We start from the raw sequence: 20,341 nt of genomic DNA, 5'->3' as shown, positions 1-20,341 counted from the left end.
CGCGGGATTCTCCTCAGTGACGGCTTGCAGCGGCGCCTTCGCGCACCACCATGATTTTCTGCGCCATACCGGCGCCCAACGCCAGGCGTGAATCGGCGCGAATGACGACCAGATCCGCGCCCTTGCGATGCAGCACGATCAGCTCGCATCCCACGTTGAGCCCCAGTGAGGTCAAACGCATTTCCAGGCTTTTGCCCCCGCGTAACAGATGAACTTTCACTCTTTCGCTCTCTTGCGCCAGCGCCAGAGGGAAAGGCTTATGCTCGAACGTGCTCATACGACCGCCTTTAAATGAAAGTGAGATTGAGAATCTTTCCTATTCTTAACGCTATTATTAAGTGAATCCAGTACACCAAAGAGGTATTTGCGGGGAATCTGACTCAGATCAAAGGTCTGGGAGCGGCTGGATTCAAATGGAGGTGAAGCGCTCGGCCAGATAACTGATAAACGCTTTTGCGCAGGCGGTTGGCAGGCGCGAGGAAGTGACCGCCTGCACAGGCAGTCGGGGTACTGTCCAGTCCGTCAGTATGGGTATCAAGCGCGCTTCAGCCAGCGCGTCGCGGGCCAGCACAGTGGCCAGACTGGCGACGCCGAATCCTCGTTCCGCCAGCACGCGCATCAGGCTTACATTGTTGACGGCGAAGCGGCCTTTAACCGCAACCTCTACGGTTTCATTGGCGCGCTGAAGACGCCAGACCGCCTGTGCTTGCGCGCCGATGATAATACAGTCGTGGTCGCTGAGTTGTTCGGGGTGCGAGGGCGCGGGCTGACGTTGCAGGTAAGTCGGGGAGGCGAACAGGCCTTGCTCGATCCAGCCGATGCGTCGGCTGACTAGGTTCTGATCCTTCACCACGCCAAGGCGGATCGCTATATCGATCTGCTCGCTGGCCAGATCGCGATGTTGCGGCGAAAGGTCGATTTCGAAATCAATGCCCGGATAGCGACGGGCGAACTCCGGCAGCAAGGGGGCGATATAGTGGACGCCCAGGTCCACCGGCATGGACAGACGCAGCGTGCCTTGCGGGCGCTTGGCTTCTTCGAACAGGGCTTCCTGAGCGCTGAAAGCCTCATCCACCAGACGTTCGCAACGCTCGAAGTACCGCCGCGCCGCCTCGGTCAGCTCGACGCGGCGAGTGGTGCGGGTGAACAGGCTGATTCCCGACTCACGCTCCAGCGCGCGGATGCGTCGGGACAGGGTGGCTGTCGACAGACCCAGATTCTCCGCGGCGCGGCTGAAGCTGCGAGTGCGCGCCACCTCCACAAACAGGGCGACATTTTGCAGGGCGGACAGGTCTTTCATAGTGGCTGGTTATTGTTGCGAATATGAAAAAGAGAATAGCAATCGCGGCCATTATCTTTCAAATGGATCAATGTAGTATCTCACTGACTCCACTAACGAGGTAACTGAGATGCAGCGCTTTAACATTGACGACACCGCGATGATTCTTATCGATCACCAGACCGGCACTAACACTTGGGCGTCCACTACGCCCCTGGAGCTGTTGCGGCGCAATGTGATCATTCTGGCGTCATTCGCCAAGGGCGTGGGCATGCCGTTGGTGCTCACTTCCAGCCAGGAAACCAATGTCGACGTGCAAGGCCCTCTGATGCCGGAACTGGAAGCAATCGCCCCGGACGCGTTCGCCGTCCGCATCAAGCGTATTGGCGTAGTGAACGCCTGGGATGATCCTGCGTTTGCGGAAGCGTGCCGCCAAACCGGTAAACGCAATTTCGTCATGGCCGGCGTGACCACGGATGTATGCATGGTGTCCCCGGCCATCAGCGCGCTGGAGGAAGGCTTTAACGTACAGGTCGTGTGCGACGCCTGCGGCTCCACCAACCAAATCGCGGAAGAAATGTCCTGGCGACGTATGGAGCGCGCCGGCGTACGGCTGACCAGCACCAACGCCATGGTGGCGGAACTGGTGCGCAACTGGGCGTCGGCGGCGGGGGAAGTGGCGTTTCCGTTGCTGGTGGGATGAGTTCGCGGATAGGGTAAATCTGGCGGGATAAAACGCGGCGACCACAACGAAGTAAAAACTGCCGTCGTACACGCCGCCGTCCCCTATGTCCAGGGTCAGGAATGAGCTAGTGAAGCGGTTCAGGTAGTGCTTGTGAAAAGAGCTGACCGCCTGTTGTCCGGCGGCGTGGCCCTGGGTGATGGAAGGCTTACACGTCATCCAGGAAAAACCGCGACGCCTTGCCCTTTTCTTTCTGCTGTAGTTATCGCCGTGCTCGGTGATAAGGTTATGATTTAAATCTAAAAAGAGTAGACTTTCACAACCTGTCGCAGCGCCGTTGGCCAGCGGCGCCATTCCGCTCACTTCTCCGCAAGAGGAATCGCTATGGAAGAGATCGTAGAAATCAAAGCCTTTGTCCCCGCAAAAGACTATGAGCAGTCCAAAGCCTTCTATCGAGACCTGGGTTTCACTCAGGCTTCGGATGGCGGCGGCGTCGCTTATTTCCATCATGGGAATTGCAGCTTTTTACTGCAGGACTTTTATCGTCAGGAACACGCTGAAAACTTCATGATGCATGTCTTGGTGAAGGACATTCACGCCTGGCGGAAGAAGGTGATGGAGTCGGGCGTAGTAGAGAAATACGAGGTTCGTCTCTCTGAAGTGATGGAGCAGCCCTGGGGCATGCTGGACTTTACCCTGACGGACCCCAGCGGCGTGCTGTGGCGATTTGGAGAAAATATTTAGACCGGTTTTCAAGGAGTAAACCATGTTGAAGTTTGATGTTGGCGACAACCGCTTTAATTTCCGCAGCGCTGCGGTGATTATGCATCAGGATCACGTGCTGCTGCATAAAGCAGTGCAGGACAATTTCTGGGCGTTGCCGGGCGGTCGCGTGGAGTTCTTCGAATTCTCCAGCGATACCCTGGCGCGGGAAGTGGAGGAAGAGCTGGGGATGACGGCTCGCGTGATTCGCCCTCTCTGGTACGTAGAGAATTTTTTCCAGTATCAGCAGACGCGTTTCCACGAAATCGCCACGCTGTATCTCACTGAGCTGGCCGATCCTGACGTCATTCCTTTTAATGTGGATTTTCCGGGCGTGGAGGAAGATGTCGACCTGATCTTCCGTTGGTTCAAGCTGAGTGAACTGGACTCAATCGAACTGGCGCCCGACTTCCTCAAAACCCGCCTGCGCTCCCTGCCTGAAGGCGTTGAGTTTCTGACAGTGAATGAAATCGAAAGCTGATTATTGGCTCCCCCGCGTTTCGCTCATGGGTGCGCTATTGAGCGAAAGGGCATTGGGAACTGCTTAATAGAGGAGAGGGACGTTGAAATTCGAGAGCGGCGATAAGCGATTCAAATTCCGCAGCGTGGCGGTGATCATCCACAATGGCCATGTTTTGCTGCATAAAGTCGTCAAAGGCGACTTCTGGGCGCTGCCGGGCGGCAAAGTGGAATTCTTCGAATTCTCCCACACCACCCTTATCCGCGAACTGGAGGAAGAACTCGGCGTCGCCGCCAACATCGTCCGACCTCTCTGGTTCGTGGAAGACTTCTACGCCCGCGGCGGCGTGAAAAGCCACGAAATCGCCACCTACTACCTGACTACACTGCAAGACCCAAACGCCATCCCTTTCGGCCAAGACGTCAGAGGACTGGAGCAAGACGTCAACATCGTATTTCGCTGGGTTAAACTGGCGGACGTCGCCTCACTAAATCTATGGCCGCAATTTCTCAAAGAACGACTGACGGCGCTGCCGCAGGAAGTTGAGTTCATCCACATCAACGAATTGAAGTAAGCGTTTATGAATGAAATACAGCCGTTGAATATCGCCCCTGAACATAACATTGATTGCCAGCCTATGCTGTATACATTGAAGGGTGAGTTTGAAAAAACTGTATTGCTGATGCGTTTTTCCGGTACCTACGGATATGGATGTAAGGGCAATACCGACGCCAGATACATGACCGCGATGACCCATGCCTCCATTGCCTTTGCTGATCCAGACGCGCTGGTGTTTGACTTTTCAAAACTCACATACGAGTGGGGAGATGCGATGGCGGGCGTCATCGCTGCGGGTTGCGAGCGGGAATTAGAGACGTTGGTGATTGCCGGCGAAATGGCTCAAGAGGGCCTTATATCACTCGTAGACTCTGAAATGATGATGGAGCCGAGCGAGGTCGTTTTCATCTCATTGGAGAGCGCTAATGAGCGGCTTAAACATCTATTGGGCGCGTGTTAGGTTTTCCTGAGCTTGTAGAAGGGCATTCCTGGGTGGCAGAGGGAAAAGTTATGCTGTTTCTTCAGGGCGCGTAATGGAGACAGGGGATAATCGTCTATGAATTAACGCTCTGGAAAGCCCTTCGACAAGCTCAGGGCGAACGGGGGAAGTGAGAGCGGGGAGGTTTCGGATACGATTAATTGGCGGTTGGGCTTTCGTCTTTCCGAGGCATAAGTAACGTTCAATGTTCCAGGCGAGCAGCTTTGCCCCCCTCGGCGATACCATGCCATGGTCAGCTTCCCGTTCTATGAATCAGTAAAGTCAACGTCCAACCATCTCCTCCAAATTGATCCCTCCACCGTTCGCCCTGAGCTTGTCGAAGGGCCTCCCCGGGCGACTAAAAGAATAAGTCACTCTCCTAAAGGGGGTATGATGATGGAACAGAATGAGGTGGTTTTCACTTCTTTGGGCAGCTCTATTTCAAGAGGAGCCAAGCCATTAGCCTCGGCCATTGAGCGATAGAATCCTCGTCGCCATCTTCCTGCAATTATCCGCAGTCTGGCGGAGTGATAAATCTATTAATCCTCTAATTACAGTAGAGGGTTGAAGAGTCAAAGGTTTCAGGTGAAGCACAAAAAAAGGGTGAGCATCGCTCACCCAAAAACAGACTTTGATTGCAGGTTTGCAGCTGCGGCCGTCCTTGGCGGTCTGCTGCGCTCTAGGGTAGGGGTGAGCGCAGTCTCACTCTAGAGTCGGTAGTCGACCACGATGCCCGCGGTGCGGGGGGGGCCGATCTGGGCTTCGGTGGTGGCCCAGGTGGTTGTCTGGCGGTAGAGGACTTCTTCGTCGAACAGGTTTTTCACATAGAGGCGCACGGTGAAGTCGTCGTTTTCGTAGCCGGCGTTGACGTTGGTGATCACGTAATCGCCGGCGGTCAGGTCGTCGTTGTTGGTGACGTCGGAGTAGTATTCGCCGACGTAGCTGACGTCAGCCCCGGCGAAGTAGCCCTGGTCGAAATACTTGGTGAAGCCCAGGTTGGCGTTGACGCTCGGGGCGTAGCTGAATTCGTTGCCTTTGATGTCCGGCCCGCCTGCGACGGCCTCGGTGACTTCCGTTTTCAGCAGGCCCACGGAGCCGAATACTTCAAGTCCCGCCGCCACCTGCGCGTTGGTTTCCACCTCCAGGCCGTAGCTGCGGCCTTGTGGAATATTCACGAAACGACGGTTGAGAATGGATTGATACCCGTCGTACTCATTGGCGAACAGCGTGACGCCCACCGTCATGCGATTGTCCCAGAGACTGGAGCGGCTGCTGGCTTCATAGGTAATAACTTCTTCTTTGTCATACTCATAGAAGCTGCTGTCATCCCAGTCCAACGAGCCGCCGCCTGGGTTGTAGCCCTTTCGCACCACCAGACCCAACGTGGTTTGCGGCGTCGCCTGATAGCTGACGCCGGCCTTGGGCAGGAACATGGTTTCGCCGATATCGGTCAGTAAGCGGCCTTCATAGCTGGTATCCGGCCAGGCGAGGATATTGCGTTCCTGGCTTTCCCGTTCCACCCGGCCGCCCAAAATCAGATCGAGACGATCCGTCAGCGCGAAGGTGGCGTCACCATAAACCGCGACGGTGCTGACATCGTCATCCCCGGTGAAGGTTGCGGGAACCACGGCGAGGTCCTGGGTGCGCTTGAACAGATAGACGCCCACCACGCCGCTTAACGAGCCCGACGCAGGGTCATACACCAGACGGCCTTCCAGCGAGTTGCTTCGCTCTTCCAGATCCAGTCTCAGATCGATATCCCTCACGCGGGAAGCGTACTCCTCAAACTTGGCGTTGGTGTCGGCGTGGTTCAAGGTCAGGTAAGCGGTTAGCGCGTCATTGAGAGCGTATTGAACGTCCAGGGCGTAGCTGGCGCTGTCCGAGTCCTGATAACGGGTGTTGGACACGTCTCCGTTCAGCTCATAGTCAAAGAAGTCGCCGTTGACGAAATTGAGGTATTCGCCCTCCTGACTGCGGTGCGTCGCAGTGAACTTCACCGACAGGCCGGACAAAGCGGAAGGCTCCCAAAGTAATTTGCCGCGCAGGTTGTAGCGTTTGGACTCAGACGGGTCCCAGGGCCATTCCTGATCGCTGATAGGGTAGTCGATATAACCCTCGCCCTGAGATGCGCTGGCGGCGAGGCGGAACGCCAGTTCGTTGTCGATCAGAGGACCGGACGTCATCAACGCAAGTTGCTGCTTGCTGTCGGCGGTTTCATAGCCAGCGCGAATGGCGCTTTCCCAATGATAAGTCGGGTCTTTGGTCAGCACGACAATAGCGCCGCCGATGGAATTGCGACCCTGAGTGGTGGATTGCGGTCCGCGTAATACCTCCACCTGCTGCACGTCCCATAAATTAGCGTCTACATACTCCTGGCCGAACCAGGATTCTGAAACGCCATCGACGCTGGTGCTGACTTTGGGGCGCGAGCCCGCCACCAGCGCGAAACTGCCGTTCGCCGCGCCGGAGCCCTCCACGCCCCGGATGTTGGGAACGCCGTAGGGGTTCGCAATCATGTTCGGCACTTTATCCACCACCTCGAAGACAGACTGCGTCTCGCCGGAGTCCACTTTTAGGTCGTCCAGTACGGTGACGGCGCTGGTGGACTCCTGCAGGTCGCGGTCGATCTTTTCACCGGTCACCACCACCGGCGCCAGGGTGGTGCTTGCTGACTGTTTGACGCGATCCGGCTGCGCCAGTGCAAGGGTTTCCGCCGCAGCATGGGCGGCCATGCCTCCTGCGAGCGTAGCGACGGCGACTTTGGTGGCGAACGCCAAGGGATGCAGGCGTGGATTCGATCGTTTATCCCGAAACAGGAACATCATTGTCTCCCCAGATAGTTGGTAATTGCTGTGCGCCGCTGGCGGACGCGCCCTGTGCTTGGCTCCCTGTTAATGCGATCGAAGAGGAGGGTGGATGACGACCTCGGGTGATGTCCGCAGGCATTCCTGACTATCTGCATCGGAAACCGGCGCAGTGCGGACGGATGATTATCTAAATGAGAATCATTCGCAAATAACTATTGAATGCAAATGATAATCATTATTATTATGTAAAACAACACTGATGCAGACAGAGCGGAAATTTCGTTAGTCGACGCGGCTTTACCGTTATAGGGCGGGAGAGTCTGGCGTTAGCGAACGGCGTTGCCGTTCCTGGCTGCTCCTGACTGCCGCGAGTCCATTGCAGATGGAAGAGATGGAAGAAATGAACGCCGGGCGCCGTCCCGGGAAGGTGAAAACCATGTCCGAGGCCATTGACCGCAGAATGCCGGTCCCAATCCCACAAAAATCATCCAGCGCGCAACGACCGCCCGCCACACTGGCGTCGTCAAGCACATTGGCGTCGTCAACCACGCTGCCGCAGGCGTCCACGGAATTCGACGTATTCGGACTGCCGGGCGTTATTGGCGACGATCTCTGGTGGCGCTCATTGCAACAGAAGGGAACGCCCCTGGTGGAGTCCATTGACGCCAGCCAGGCGCGCGTCACCTTTATCTGGCGCGACCCTCATGGAGACGAAAGCCGTTCGCCTGTTCGGCGCGTGTATATCGACGTCAACTCCGTCACCAATCACCGCAGCCCTAATCCACAAAGCCTGGAGCGCATCGCCGGGACGGATGTGTGGCGCTGGCGGACGACCTTATCGGCCAACTGGCGGGGAACCTATGCATTGGCCCCTGTCACGAAGGATTATCTGCCGCCCCGGTGGAGCGGTAGCGAAGAGCGCCGGCGCATGAGCCAGCGGGTGTGGTGGCGGGATGTGATGAGTCAGGCCATCGCCGATCCGCTGAATCCCCAGCGGCCCTATAGCGCAGGCTGGGGCGGCGCGGCGTCCGCCCTGCATCTGCCGCAGGCGCCGGCGCAAACCGCCTGGTCTTGGGTGGATGCCGGCGAAGGGAGCTTTGGCGATGACGGCGGCGCGATGCTGCAGGAGCTGTACTGGAACAGCGAGACCCTGGGCAATCGCCGCAAAATCTGGGTGTTCAGCCCGGAAGAGGCGCAGGGCGACAATATTGACCCTCGCCGACGTCCTCTTGTCATTCTGCTCGACGGGCAACACTGGGCGACCCGCATGCCGGCGTTTTCCGCCCTGCAATATGAAACCCGGCAGGGCGCGTTGCCTCCCGCCGTCTATGTGATGATCGACTCCATCGACGGCGAACGGCGCAGCGAAGAGCTCTGCTGTAACCCCCGCTTCTGGGAAGCGGTGCAGGATGAACTTATCCCGCTGGCGGCTACGGTGACGCCATTCTCCAGTCGCGCCATGGACACTATTGTGGCGGGGCAAAGCTTTGGGGGACTGGCGGCGATGTACGCCGGACTGGCGTTTTCCGAGCGTTTCGGCTGTGTGCTTAGCCAGTCCGGCTCCTTCTGGTGGCCCTACGTGGAGCTGCTGCACGCGCCCCTGGGGCAGTGCGCAGTGCGTCGACCCGGAGAACGCGGCGCGCTGGCGGAGCAACTGGCGCAAGGCCGCCTCAGCGCCCGGCCGCTGCGCATTTATCAGGAAGTCGGCGCGCGGGAGGATGTGATGATCGACCTCAACGAAACCCTGCGCATAGAGCTTGAACGCGCCGGCCATCACGTGAATTACCAATTGTTCGAAGGCGGTCACGACTGGCTCTGCTGGCGCGGCGGACTCATAGAAGGCCTGCGCTGGCTGCTGGAACAACCTGACTGACGGATTAATCAGACGCCGCCGCGGCGGCCGATTGCATTAAAGGAGACCCATCTATGAATACAGAACAGCCCAATCCATTTGACGACGAATCCCTGCCTTTCCTGGTGCTGATCAACAGCCGGGGGCAGTACAGTCTTTGGCCGCAAATCACCTCGGTTCCCCCCGGTTGGCGCAATGTGCTGGGGCCGGCCAGGCGCGCTGAGTGTATTCACTATATCGAGCAGAACTGGACCGACATCCGCCCCCGATTACCTGCTCATCCCGCAGACAAGTAACGTTTTTCCTGCTGTCTGAAAACGACAGGCCCTGAGTATGTCGGGCCCTGTCCCGCGCGGCTAGTGGCCGCGCCGACGCATTGATGCGTCTGGTTATTAACGACGCCGTAGAGCGTCTGTCCCAACACTCCCGATTCGAATTTATCCGGCCGACAAGAGGGAAGGCATTGTGTTAGAAACTTCAGGTAAGAACTCTCTGGCGCCAGAGGAGGTGGAACTTCCTCTGATTGGAACGCAAATGGGCATCTGGCTCGCCGATCAGATTGCGGTGGGACGCAACAGTTACGTGGTGGCTCATTATGTGGATTTACAAGGGGCGGTGGATGCGCCTCTTTTGCAGCGTGCGATACGCATGGGGCTGGCGGAGACGGATACTCCCCACGCCCGTTTTATTGAGGATGACAGAGGCGTAACGCAGCGCCTGCCGATGAACCGGTGCGTTGACGATGTGGATGTCCCGGACCTGCTGGATCTGACGACGGAAGCAGACCCCAAACGCCAGGCCGGCGCCATCATGTACGAGGATCTGGGAACGCCCTGGCGGGGTGAACAGGATCAGCCGCTGTATCGGCACATGCTGATCAAAGTCGGACCTGAGCGTTGGTACTGGTATCAGCGTTACCATCACGTCAGCGTAGACGGCTACAGCTTCGCCGCCATCACCCGCCGCATCGCCGAGATATATAACGCCTTGCGCAAGGGACGCGCTCCGGACCAGGGGCGTCAGACTCCGTTCGGCAAAGTGGTGCAGGAATATCAGACTTATCAGGCGTCCGACGCCTTCGCTCAGGACCGCGCCTTCTGGTGGGATTACGCCGCCGCGCTGGCGGAGCCGGTGTCTCTGGCGGCGGGTGAGCGACAAATGGCGGCGGGGTTCGCCAACGTCAATACGCTCAAACGAAGATTGCGCCTGCCTCTGGAGCGCTTCGTCACGGTGGGCGAGACGCGTCAGAACCCGAATGAAATCGCCATGGCCGGCGTGTTCGCCTATTTGCGCCGGATGACCGGAAACACGCGGATTGTGGTGGGAATGCCCTTTATGCGACGCATGGGTTCGGCGGCGCTGAACGCCTCCGGCCCCGTGGTGAATGTGCTGCCGGTGCAACTGGATATGGAGGGCGCGCCGGACATCGACAGTCTGGCGCGCCGTCTGACGTCGGAGCTGGCCCGCATTCGCCGTCGTCAGCGCTACGATGCGGAACAACTGCAACGGGACGTGGGCGTGGTGGGCTCCGGCAGAGGGTTATACGCCGCCACGATTAACCTGAAGATCTACGATCAGGGCCTAAACCTGGACGGCGTTCCCGGCGTGACGCAGGTGCTCGCCGCCGGCCCGGTGGAAGATCTGGAGTTCGGGCTGTGGATGGAGCAGAACGCGCTGGTGATCGAGCTGACCGCCAACCCGGAGCGCTACGCGGATCAGGAGTTGCGGCTGCATTGCGAGCGATTGGCGCATTTTCTGGAATCCGCATTGCGTCAGCCGGAAACGTCGATCGACGAACTGCCTTTGTTGGGGCCAGGAGAGCTGGCGCGTCTACGGACCTGGTCCGTGGGACCCCAGGTGGCGACGCCGGCCGGGACGCAAACCATACTGGACCTGTTTCAGGCCAATGCAACGGTCTCCGAACAAGAGGTCGCCCTGCGCTGCGGCGATGAAAGCCTGACCTTCGCTGAACTTTCCTCCCGCGTCGCCCGCCTGGCCCGTGAACTGATCGCGCAAGGGCTGGCGCCGGACGATCTGGCGGCGATTGCGGCGCCCAGAGGCGTGGACTATGTGGTGTCTATTCTGGCGGTGCTGTCGGCGGGGGCGGCCTATCTTCCTTTAGATCTGGATTATCCGCCGGAGCGTCTGGCGCTGATGCTCGAAGACGCCCGCCCGAAGCTGGCGCTGGTCCACAACGCAGCGGCGCAGGATGCCCTGGCGGCGATCGTTCCCTGTGTGGCGCTGGATGATCCGGCGTTGACGCAACGGGTGAACGCCCGCTCCGGCGCGCCGGTTCGCGATGAAGAACGCGCCGAGCCGTTGCGCAGCGGTCATCTGGCTTATGTGATATACACCTCCGGCTCCACCGGCGCGCCCAAAGGCGTGATGGTGACCCACGGTAGTCTGCTCAATTTAGTGTTATCGCATCAGGCGTCCCTGTACGGCGCAGCCATGATGCAACTGCATGGCCGTCGCGTGCGTGCGGCCCACAGCGCGTCGTTTTCTTTCGACGCTTCCTGGGAGCAATTGATCTGGCTGCTGTTGGGACAGGAGTTGCATATCTGCACGGAAGAACAGCGCCGCGATGCTCAGGGCCTGGTTGAACTGGCGCATGAACGCGGCGTCGACGCCTTCGATGTGCCGCCCTCCATGTTGCAACAGATGCTGGATTGCGGACTGATGCGGGAAGGCGCGCCGCACCCTTGCCTGATTCTGATCGGCAGCGAAGCGGCGCCGCCTTCGCTGTGGCGCAGGGTCAAGCAGTATCCGAAATTGCATGTACACAACTTCTATGGCCCCACTGAATATACGGTGGATGCTTTGGGCGCTGGCGTCGGTGCGGCGGAGCAGCCGGTGGTGGGACGGCCGATCGCCAATACCCGGATTTATGTGCTGGATCAGGCGCTGCGCTATGCGCCGCAGGGCGTCACCGGCGAGCTTTATGTCGCCGGCGCGGGACTGGCGCGAGGGTATCTGACGCGACCCGGCATGACCGCCGCCCGTTTTGTGGCTGACCCGGAAGGGCAAGGCGATCTGATGTACCGAACCGGCGATCTGGTGCGCTGGACCCCAGACGGACAACTGGAATTCGTGGGCCGCAGCGACCGTCAGGTGAAAGTGCGCGGCTTCCGTGTGGAGTTGGGCGAGGTGGAGCACGCTCTGGAGGCGTTGCCGGGCGTCAGCGGCGCGGTAGTGACGGCGGCCACGGCGGGCGCCAGCCATCGCTTGACCGCCTACTGCACCGTCAACGAAGGGCTGCGCCATGATGACGAGGCGTTGCGCGATCGCCTGTATCGCCAACTCTCTGAAATGCTGCCGGATTACATGATGCCGTCCGCCCTGGCGATTTTGCCGGCGTGGCCATTGACCGTGAACGGCAAAATCGACAAACAGGCGCTGCCGACCATTCGTCCGCCATCCCGTCAGACAGGAAAAGCGCCGGTCACCGCGGAAGAAAAACTGGTGTGCGCCGCCATCGCCCAGGTGCTGGGCCTGGAACATACATGCGTCGACGATGATTTCTTCAACCTGGGCGGCGACAGTATCTCCGCCATGAGCCTGGGAACCGAGTTGCGCCGCAGCGGTTATCAGTTACGTCCCAAGGATGTTTTCACCCAGCGTACGGCGGCGCGAATGAGCCGGGCCATGCAACCGTTGAAAAAGCAGGCGGGAAGCGGCGTCAGTCTGATACAGGGGCCGGTCGGTCCTTTGCCGGCGCCAAGCTGGTTCGCTGAGCACTACGGCTGGGAGCGCCGTTTCGCCCAGGGGGTGATGCTGCGCATTCCTGCGTCCATACAGCCGTCCCATCTGCGCGAGGCGCTGCACGCGCTGCAATGGGCGCATCCCGCCCTGCGCGCCTATATCGCAGAGGAAGGGCTGGCGATCAAAGACATTGAGGCGGGGCTCGACAGCCGCATACTCACCCGCGTGGAGGTCGCGCATAGCGCGCAGTCGGAGGCGTTCGGCAAACTGGCGGACGAGTTGTTCGAGGCGTCTGCGGCGGAGCTGGACCCGGTCGCCGGCGTGATGATGCGCGCCAGGCGCATTACCGATAGAGAAGGTGACGCATGGCTATTGCTGACGCTGCATCATCTGGTGGTCGACGGGGTGTCCTGGCGGGTGCTGTTGCGGGAGCTGGAAACGGCTTGTGAAGCCGCGGCGGGCGGCGCCGCGCCCAAGGTGGCGGCGGAAGAAACCTCGCTGCGCGACTGGTCGCGGGCGTTGAGTGAAGAGATTCCCGCGCGCCGCCGCGAGATGGCGCTGTGGCGGGAGATGCTGCAAGGTTATCTGCCTTTGTTGTCGCGGCGTCCGCTTGATCCGGTGTCTGACAATTACGGCGCGGCGCAACAGTGGCGAACCCTGGCCGACGCTCCCCTGACCGGCGCACTGTTACAGACGTTGCCGGGAGCATTTCGGGCGACGATTGAAGAAATTCTGCTGGCCGCCGTGACGAAAGCGTTTTGTGAAGAACGCGCCGCGCCCGGCGTGCGCTTCTCGCTGGAGTCTCATGGACGCGAGCCTTTACAGGAGCACATTGATCCGGCCCGCACCGTTGGCTGGCTGACCGCGGAATATCCCGTCGCTTTCGACATGACGGCGGTGCTGGCGGGGCAGCGGGACAGCGCGGAGCCGGTAAGGGCGGTGAAGCGCAGTCTGCGGCGTATTCCGGACCGTGGTCTGGGCTATGGCGTGCTGCGCTATCTGGATAAGTCCAGCCAGGACGAGTTGGCCATGCTGGAAGTCGAGCATCGTCCCCAGGTGCTGTTCAACTACCTGGGACGCTTCAGCGCCGGCGAGGGGTACTGGACGCCGCGCAATCTGGGGGAGCGCTTCAAAGACGCATTCGCCGTGGATATCGATGGCGACCTGTCTATGTTGTACGGTCTGGAAATCAATATTTTCATTGAGGAAGGCAAGGGCGAGCCCAGACTGGCGATCAACTGGACCTGGGCGGACGGCCTGTATGACCGCTGGCTGATTGGCCGTCTGCATCAGCGCATCGTTGAGAATCTGCGCGAACTGGATCACTTCGCCGCCTATCGTCCCGGCGCTGCGGCGGATACGCTGGTGGCGGCGGAAGCGGTGATAGCGGGCGTTGCGCTGGATGAACGGCAGTTGTCCGACTTACGCGCCCGCTGCGGCGCCATGGCGGCGGCGTTGCCGGTGCTGCCTTTGCAACAGGGGCTGCTGTTTCATGCCCAGCTGGGAGAGGCCGCCAGTAAATACAACTCCACCACGCGCCTGGATTTCACCGGAACCCTGGACGTGGAGCGGATTCGGGACGCGCTGGAAGCGGTGTTGCGACGCCATCCGCAAATGGCGGCGGCGTTTGATACGGAAGTTCTCGCCCAACCCTTGCAGTTGATCCCTCTGGTGATCGACGGCGAACGCCGCTGGCCCTGGTCGCAATGTTATCTGGGCGATCTGCGTGGCGAGGCGTTGGAGCGGGAGTTATGGAGCCTGGAGCAGGAAGAACTGGAGCGCGATTTCGACATCGCCGCATTGCCTGCGCAGCCCCTGTTGCACGCCCGGTTAATTCATCACAGCGATAACCGGCATACCCTGTTTTTAACCGCCCATCATCTGGTGGTGGACGGCTGGTCCACGCCGATTCTGTTGCGGGATTTTCTGCATACGTATGGCGACGGCGCGGATACCCTGACGCCGACCCGCTCCGATTATGCGCAGGTGGTGCGCGCCCTGTGCGACAGGGATACTGAGGCGGCGGCCACCGCCTGGAGCGGGGCGTTGAAGGACGCGCGACCGACTTTGTTGTTTGAAGGCGCTTCGCCCCAGGCGCAGGTGAAAGAGCTGGAGCTGACCTTGCCGAAGGCGTTGGAGCAGGCCCTGCAAACCTGCTGCCGCGAGCGTGGACTGACCCTCAATACGCTGATGCAGGGCGCCTGGGCCGCTGTATTGGCGGCATTGAGCGGACGTGACGACGTGGTGTTCGGCGCGCCGGTATCAGGGCGCTTCAGCCCCGTGGATGGGCTGGAGGAACATGTGGGTCTGTTCAGCAATACGATACCGGTGCGCGTTCGCCTTCGTCCTGAGCAGACGTTGCTGGAATCGTTACAGCAGTTACAGGCGCAACAGGTGACGCTGCTGGAGCATGACTGCCTGGGTCTGGCGGACATCCAGCGGCTGGCGGGCGTCTCGACCCTGTTCGATACTTTGCTGGTCAGTGAGAACTATCCGGATGACGGCGCGCTGACCTCGCGGGATTACCGCGGCGCGCGGCTGACTCATATCCGCAATCGCGGTTACACCCATTATCCGCTCACCATCATGGTGCTGCCCGGCGACAGTCTGCGTCTGATCATTGAATATCGGGAACCGGTCAGCCAGCCGCAGGTGATCGCGCAGCGTTTGCTGACGGTGCTGGAGCAATTCGCGTATCACCCTGATACGCCGTGGAGCCAGGTGGACCTGCGCACGCAAAGCGAACGTAACCTGATTGACGGCGTCAACGCCACTGACGCCGCCGTGGCTAACGCTACCTTGTGCGAGCTGCTGGCGGAACAGGCGCGCAAGACGCCGAATGCGGTGGCGCTGGAGGATGAAACGCATCGCCTGAGCTATCGGCAAATGCGCGCCCAGGCCCTGGCGCTGGCGCAGAAAATGCGGCGGGCTGGCGTCAGTACCGGAGATATCGTGGCGGTGGCCTTGCCCCGAAGCGCCCGCTTGAGCATCGCCCTGACCGCGGTGCTGGAAAGCGGCGCGGCCTATCTGCCGCTGGACACGGGATACCCGGATGAGCGTCTGGGGTACATGGTGCGCAACGCCGCGCCGCGATTGATCATCACTTCTTCGGAACAGGCCTCGCGCTTCCGCGCCATGGGAGAACTGATGCTGTTCGATCAATTGACGGCGGAAGTGGCGCAGGAGTATCCGCAGGAGCAGGGCGAGGACATGCTGGCGCCAGGGCTGACGCCGGATCATCCCGCCTATCTGATATACACCTCCGGCTCCACCGGCAATCCTAAGGGCGTGCTGGTGTCTCATGGCGCTATCGTCAACCGGTTGGCGTGGATGCAGGCGGAGTACGGGTTGCAAGCCGACGACGTGGTGCTGCAGAAAACGCCCTGTAGCTTCGATGTGTCGGTGTGGGAGTTTTTCTGGGCGCATATGGTGGGAGCGTCGTTGTATATGGCGCCGCCAGAGGCGCACCGCGACCCGGATGAGTTGCTGGCGCTGATCGAGCGTCACAAGGTGACGACCTTGCACTTCGTGCCGTCCATGCTGGCGGCGTTCGTCAACCGTCTGCCGGCGGCGATCGCCGAGCTGGGCGAGGTTCCCTGCGCCGGACTGCGGCGGGTGTTCTGTAGCGGCGAGGCGCTCACTCGTGAGTTGGCGGATCTATACTCCGTCTACATCCGCGCCCCGTTGCACAATCTCTATGGCCCGACGGAGGCGGCGGTGGACGTCACCTACAAGCAGGCTTCCGGGCCACTCGATAAAGAGCGTGAAAGTACCGGTTTGAGTGTGCCGATCGGACGCCCGGTGTGGAATACCCAGCTGCGTATCCTAGATCAATGGTTGCGTCCGGCGCCGGTCGGCGTGGCGGGGGAGCTGTATCTGTGCGGCGCGCAGTTGGCGGATGGCTACCTGGGACGACCGGACCTGACCGCTGCGCGTTTTGTCGCCGATACCGAAGGCGAGGGCGCGCGGATGTATCGCACCGGCGACGTAGCGCGCTGGCTGTCGAACGGCGATGTAGAATACCTGGGGCGCAGCGATGACCAGCTTAAAATTCGCGGCCAGCGTATCGAGCTGGGAGACATCGAATCCGCCTTGCAGAACCTGCCCGACGTCAAACGGGCGGTGGTTTGCGCCCGGGTGATCAATAACGGCGAGGCGGCTATGGCGGGGGCGGACAATCGTCAACTGGTCGGCTACGTCATCCCTCATGCTGACGACATCGACGCAGACGCCCTGCGCCGCCGACTGGCGGAAACGCTGCCGGCCCACATGGTCCCCGTCGCCATCGTACCGGTGCGCGAATTCCCGCTGAGCGCCAACGGCAAACTGGACCGCAAAGCCCTGCCGGAACCTTCCGCAGTGACTGGCGGGATGCAGGGCAGGGCGCCAAGGCCGGGGTTGGAGACCCAGATCGCGAGCGTTTTTGCGCAGGTTCTGAAATTGCCGACAGTGGCGGCGGACGATGACTTTTTCGCACTGGGAGGCCACTCTTTACTGGCGATGAATCTGGCGGCGGAACTGCGCAAGACGTTGGCGCGTCCTGTCTCCGTCGGGACGATTATGACCTCGCCAACCGTGGCGCAGTTGGCGACGTTATTGGCGGACGAGAACGCGATGCGCGACCCCGCCAACGCCGGCTTTGGCGAAGTCTTGCACCTGCGCGCCGGGCGCGGCGCGCCCTTGTTCTGTGTGCATCCCGCCTCTGGATTCGCCTGGCAATACAGCGGACTGGTGCGCCACCTGCCTGCGCATATTCCACTGATTGGCTTGCAGTCGCCAGGCTCTCAAGGAGCCATCGCCGCCAGCGACGATATCGATGCGGTATGTGAACGTCATTTGCAGACGCTGCGTCGCATTCAGCCCCGTGGCCCTTATCATCTGATCGGTTATTCGCTGGGCGGAACCATCGCTCACGGCCTGGCTGCGAAGCTGCGTATGCTCGGCGAAGACGTGGCCTTCCTCGGCCTGCTGGATGCATATCCCCCGGAAGGTCAGGACTGGAGCGGCCCGACGGAAGAAGAAGCGCACGCGGAAGTGGAGCGTGAGAAGGAGCAGTTCATGCTGGACGCGGAAGCTGCGGCGGATGATTTCGTCGAGCAGGAGAAAACGGTGATGTTCAAACAAATCGTCGCCAACTACGAAGCCTCCGTAAAACTCCTATCCACTGCGCAAACGCCGATCTATGACGGCGACATTCACATGTTCGTCGCCACCCGCACCTTACCGGAAAACTGGCAAGTGGAAGGCAGCTGGAAGCCCTACATTCGCACCATGACCCGCCACGATATTCCCTGTAACCACGAAGACATCGTCTCCCCGGAGACGCTGGAAACGTTGGGGCCGCTGCTGAATAAACTGCTGACGGAAATAAGCGAAGGAGGTGGCGAGCGCTGATCTAGATTTGGCCCTGGGGTGGAAGCCTCGGGCCTTTCCCTGGCCCATGGAGAGAATCTTGGAGCGTTTACAAAATGCGGAAAGATCCTCTCGTATCTCAAGTAGGTTGGAAAAGCGCAGCGCCTTCCGACATGACCAATGTCGAAACTCATCTAACAGGAAATCGCGCAATGTGGTGATGTATACGGCGCCCTGGCATTCAACAGTCCTTGATGCATCTGCTCAGTGTGATTGTAGTGTTCTAATATTCACCAAATACAGTAATATCCTCAAAAGGTAATGGTTTATCGAAATCTATAGAAAATGGCGGATAGTTTAGAAGGGGACTTCCAACTATACTATTACCCTTAAAACCTATATGCAGTCTATTAACGCCAGAGGTAATTTCGGAGGCAATATATGTCAAATAATCACATAAGTAGCAAAACCTTTTCAGTTGAAGAATTTGTTTCAGACCCAAACGAAGCGCTAGAGAAAGGTGAAGGCGCTCCTGTTGCTATTACAGCCAAAGGAGATGTTCAGTTTTATGCTGTTCCTGCGAAGCTTTTTGAAGATATTATTAATTATGTTGAGTATATGCAGCGTGGAAATACTGAACTAAAAACCGCCCCGGGGAAGTTTAATTTAACCGCTGATATGGTTGATGACATGACGGAAAGATTAAAAAACTTGTCAGATGATGATCTTGGAGAGTTTATAGAATGCGAAAAGAATACATAAAAAGTATAGATAACGAAATTATCGAAATATACGAAGATGGCCGAAAAGATAGTAATGACAAAGTCTCTTCTTCTGTTAAAGGGAAGTTTAGGCCTACAGAAAGTAGGCTGAAGAAGCTGAGTGAGACTACAGAGAAAGTATTATATGAGAAAGGGAAAAAGGATTTTTGATGTCAAAAGTAGAAGTTAAGATATTCCAGAGCAAGCTTATTGCTAAGGCTTTGGACCCTGAAGAAGCTCAAGCTCTTTTTGATGACTTTCGAGCGTATAAGAGCACTGGAGTTTTACCTGATACATTTGGACGTGACGCCCCTTATGACCATACTACGAATAGAAAATATCTCGAGTTGCAGCACATACATATTATGCGTGGAGGTAAAAAGTTCCCCCTTTATACGGTTCAGTTCTACCGTACATCTGGATATGTTTTGGTTTACTGTCCTGGGTTCTATAATCCTAACTGGTATCTTTTGATTAGCATTGTTAAACACTGGAATTGGAAACAACCAGAGGTTGTTAAAGGTACTGATAGGGATGAATTTCTTATGGATAAGCTAGAAAAAATGGCTGAAGCGTTTCGTAAATCGAAATAACTAGCTTATTCAATTTGAGAGGGTGCTGCATACATCTTCACATAGTTGCGAAAAAGCGCACGCCTTCAAACATTATCAAGGGTCTTGAGCCATTAGCTGGCATATTTCAGATTGGGCATATTGTGTTGGAACCCTATGTCTGCTTGACTTGAGATTTGATCGGTGCGCCAACAAGCTCAGCAAAAATAAGAATAGGGCGCGCAGACCAAAACGTCATCGCGCCACTCCTCCGTTCGCCCTGAGCTTGTCGAAGGGCCTCCCAGAGCGCTAACCCAAACCCACTAACCACCCTCAGCCGTGAAAATGCCCCCCCTCTGCCCATGGACTGGTCGCCAAATTGCGCGTTTGGCGATTCCTCGGCCTGCTGGATGCTGAAGCGGCGACATTCACATGTTCGTCGCCACCCGCACCTTACCGGAAAACTGGCAAGTGGAAGCCTCTGGGCCTTTCGTGCCTTAACTAGCCTTGAGTCTCTCGCGTGCTGACGAAGCTCACGCCTGTCAACTCATGGTTTTCAACCAACTGCTTAAGCTCTTCAGTGCAATAGAGACTTGAGCAGTTGTCATACTTGGTTTTGAACACCAATTTGTCTCTCACATCCTCTGAGTTGAAGGCAACTGTGAAAGGTTCCGAGGGTTCCTCTCCTAACTTATGGGGTTTGCTGTTAATCTCGTCGATTCGTCCTTCGGTTAAACAGTTAAATAAATAATAAGTTGAGCCATCGATTTTCAACGGAAGGAGTTCACCACATCTTTCAAGCTTCTCTCCTAAAGCCTCAAATGCTCTTGGAGACAGAATCATTGAAGCGCCAACCCATTTGGATAAATCAGGTATTTCTCCATCTGGATAGTCTTCAACTGACTCAAAGGCGGTTTCTAACGGCTTCCACCAGCCAGACATTTGCAGGTTCGAATCTGAGAAGAGGTAAAGCTCGTGGCGGGGTATGTCCGTTGGCGCGTGCTGCTTTAAATCAAATTGCGTCAGCAGAATCTGTTGAAACTTATATCCGTCGTCGTCAATGAAAAAAGTGTTCATGAACCAACTCATTAAAAGGT

15 protein-coding genes are annotated in these 20,341 nt (G+C 58.2%); 11 read left to right on the top strand and 4 right to left on the bottom strand.

Features of this window, described 5'->3' with window-relative positions:
- Nucleotides 1–13 precede the first annotated feature (13 nt).
- Together HCH_RS17150 and HCH_RS17145 are read right to left on the bottom strand one after the other, a co-directional pair.
- Nucleotides 14–277, bottom strand: a complete 264-nt coding sequence (locus HCH_RS17150; protein WP_011397628.1) for a FeoA family protein — start codon at nucleotides 275–277, stop codon at nucleotides 14–16.
- Nucleotides 278–409: 132 nt separating this feature from the next.
- Nucleotides 410–1,300 (bottom strand): LysR family transcriptional regulator, encoded by an 891-nt coding sequence (locus HCH_RS17145; RefSeq protein WP_011397627.1) that lies wholly within the window; start codon nucleotides 1,298–1,300, stop codon nucleotides 410–412.
- 109 nt (nucleotides 1,301–1,409) lie between these two features.
- On the opposite strand from HCH_RS17145, the gene HCH_RS17140 reads away from it, so the two are divergent.
- The 5 genes from HCH_RS17140 (at nucleotide 1,410) to HCH_RS17120 (ending at nucleotide 4,201) form a co-directional block, all read left to right on the top strand.
- Nucleotides 1,410–1,982 (top strand): isochorismatase family protein, encoded by a 573-nt coding sequence (locus HCH_RS17140; RefSeq protein WP_011397626.1) that lies wholly within the window; start codon nucleotides 1,410–1,412, stop codon nucleotides 1,980–1,982.
- Between the two features lie 363 nt (nucleotides 1,983–2,345).
- On the top strand, nucleotides 2,346–2,705 hold the full coding sequence (locus tag HCH_RS17135) for a VOC family protein (RefSeq protein WP_011397625.1): 360 nt from the start codon (nucleotides 2,346–2,348) through the stop codon (nucleotides 2,703–2,705).
- A 22-nt stretch (nucleotides 2,706–2,727) separates the two neighbouring features.
- Nucleotides 2,728–3,204 carry an NUDIX hydrolase gene (locus HCH_RS17130; protein ID WP_011397624.1) on the top strand — a complete coding sequence of 159 codons (477 nt, stop codon included), beginning with the start codon at nucleotides 2,728–2,730 and terminating at the stop codon, nucleotides 3,202–3,204.
- Nucleotides 3,205–3,286: 82 nt separating this feature from the next.
- Nucleotides 3,287–3,757 (top strand): NUDIX hydrolase, encoded by a 471-nt coding sequence (locus tag HCH_RS17125; protein ID WP_011397623.1) that lies wholly within the window; start codon nucleotides 3,287–3,289, stop codon nucleotides 3,755–3,757.
- Between the two features lie 6 nt (nucleotides 3,758–3,763).
- Nucleotides 3,764–4,201, top strand: a complete 438-nt coding sequence (locus HCH_RS17120; RefSeq protein WP_011397622.1) for a hypothetical protein — start codon at nucleotides 3,764–3,766, stop codon at nucleotides 4,199–4,201.
- A 725-nt stretch (nucleotides 4,202–4,926) separates the two neighbouring features.
- Here HCH_RS17120 and HCH_RS17115 read toward each other — a convergent pair.
- On the bottom strand, nucleotides 4,927–7,044 hold the full coding sequence (locus HCH_RS17115; RefSeq protein WP_049780987.1) for a TonB-dependent receptor: 2,118 nt from the start codon (nucleotides 7,042–7,044) through the stop codon (nucleotides 4,927–4,929).
- A gap of 418 nt (nucleotides 7,045–7,462) precedes the next feature.
- Between HCH_RS17115 and fes the strand changes: the two genes are divergently transcribed.
- The 6 genes from fes to HCH_RS17085 all read left to right on the top strand — a co-directional run bounded on the left by fes (nucleotide 7,463) and on the right by HCH_RS17085 (nucleotide 19,286).
- Entirely contained in the window at nucleotides 7,463–8,899 is a 1,437-nt protein-coding gene (gene fes / locus HCH_RS17110) for an enterochelin esterase (RefSeq protein WP_011397619.1), read from the top strand.
- 53 nt (nucleotides 8,900–8,952) lie between these two features.
- On the top strand, nucleotides 8,953–9,174 hold the full coding sequence (locus HCH_RS17105; RefSeq protein WP_011397618.1) for an MbtH family protein: 222 nt from the start codon (nucleotides 8,953–8,955) through the stop codon (nucleotides 9,172–9,174).
- A 169-nt stretch (nucleotides 9,175–9,343) separates the two neighbouring features.
- Nucleotides 9,344–17,974 (top strand): amino acid adenylation domain-containing protein, encoded by an 8,631-nt coding sequence (locus tag HCH_RS17100; RefSeq protein WP_049780986.1) that lies wholly within the window; start codon nucleotides 9,344–9,346, stop codon nucleotides 17,972–17,974.
- A 399-nt stretch (nucleotides 17,975–18,373) separates the two neighbouring features.
- Complete coding sequence (locus HCH_RS32480; protein WP_011397616.1) at nucleotides 18,374–18,694, top strand: hypothetical protein; 321 nt, start codon at nucleotides 18,374–18,376, stop codon at nucleotides 18,692–18,694.
- Nucleotides 18,676–18,864 (top strand): hypothetical protein, encoded by a 189-nt coding sequence (locus tag HCH_RS17090; RefSeq protein WP_011397615.1) that lies wholly within the window; start codon nucleotides 18,676–18,678, stop codon nucleotides 18,862–18,864. Before HCH_RS32480 ends, HCH_RS17090 begins: the two co-directional genes overlap by 19 nt.
- A complete protein-coding gene (locus HCH_RS17085) occupies nucleotides 18,864–19,286 on the top strand; it encodes a type II toxin-antitoxin system YafO family toxin (protein ID WP_011397614.1) in 423 nt (140 codons plus the stop codon). Before HCH_RS17090 ends, HCH_RS17085 begins: the two co-directional genes overlap by 1 nt.
- A gap of 459 nt (nucleotides 19,287–19,745) precedes the next feature.
- On the opposite strand, the gene HCH_RS17075 is transcribed toward HCH_RS17085, so the two are convergent.
- Nucleotides 19,746–20,321: a hypothetical protein gene (locus tag HCH_RS17075; RefSeq protein WP_011397613.1), complete on the bottom strand. Its 576-nt coding sequence runs from the start codon at nucleotides 20,319–20,321 to the stop codon at nucleotides 19,746–19,748.
- Nucleotides 20,322–20,341 lie beyond the last annotated feature (20 nt).

The sequence above is a fragment of the Hahella chejuensis KCTC 2396 genome (assembly GCF_000012985.1).
GTDB classification, from domain to species: domain Bacteria; phylum Pseudomonadota; class Gammaproteobacteria; order Pseudomonadales; family Oleiphilaceae; genus Hahella; species Hahella chejuensis.
This window is presented reverse-complemented; position numbering and strand designations above follow the sequence as displayed.